The sequence below is a fragment of the Streptomyces sp. SID10853 genome, from assembly GCF_010548145.1.
Taxonomy (GTDB): Bacteria; Actinomycetota; Actinomycetes; order Streptomycetales; family Streptomycetaceae; genus Streptomyces.
Genome location: NZ_JAAGLN010000516.1, coordinates 1 through 740, shown reverse-complemented (window position 1 = coordinate 740; position 740 = coordinate 1). Strand labels below are relative to the sequence as shown.

1 protein-coding gene is annotated in these 740 nt (G+C 75.7%); it reads right to left on the bottom strand.

What is annotated here, in order from left to right; genetic code table 11:
* Positions 1–740, bottom strand: a 740-nt coding sequence (locus G3I19_RS36725) for a helicase-related protein (RefSeq protein WP_275402812.1), incomplete at both ends; no start/stop codon positions are given.

Below are 740 nucleotides of genomic sequence, written 5' to 3'. Positions count from 1 at the left end.
TCGCGCGCCAGCCCTGCGTCCACCACCACCCGTACCCCCGGCACGGTCAGGGACGACTCGGCCACCGACGTCGCGAGCACCACCCGGCGCCCGGCCGAGCCCGCGAGCACCGCGTCCTGCACGGCGGCCGGCGCGCGCCCGTGCACCTGGAGGACCTCCACGTCCAGACCTGCCAACTGCCCTGCCACCCTGGTGATTTCACCGACCCCCGGCAGGAAACAGAGCACATCGCCGGTCCGCTCGGCCAGTGCCCGCCGGACGACCGAAGCGACATGCGTGAGCAGGGCGGGATCCACCCGCATCCCGTGCGGCGGACGCACCGGCCGGACGGGCGGCGCCCACACCGTCTCCACCGGGTGCGAGACACCGTGCGCCTCCACCACAGGGGCGTCCCCGAGCAGCCGCGCCCACCCCTCGGCGTCGGTGGTCGCCGACGCGGCCACCAGGCGCAGCTCGGGACGGAGCGCGGCCCGCACATCAAGGAGGAAGGCGGCGACGGTGTCCGCGTCGAGGTGACGTTCATGGCACTCGTCGAGCATGACCACATCCACCCCGGCCAGCTCCTGGTCGCGCTGGAGCCGCTGGAGCAGCACCCCGGTGGTGACGACCTCCACGACCGTGTCCGGCCCCACGACCCGCTCGCCGCGCACCGTGAACCCGACCCGGCCGCCGGCCTGCTCACCGAGCAGCCACGCCATCCGCCGGGCGGCGGCCCGCGCGGCGATCCGGCGCGGCTCGGC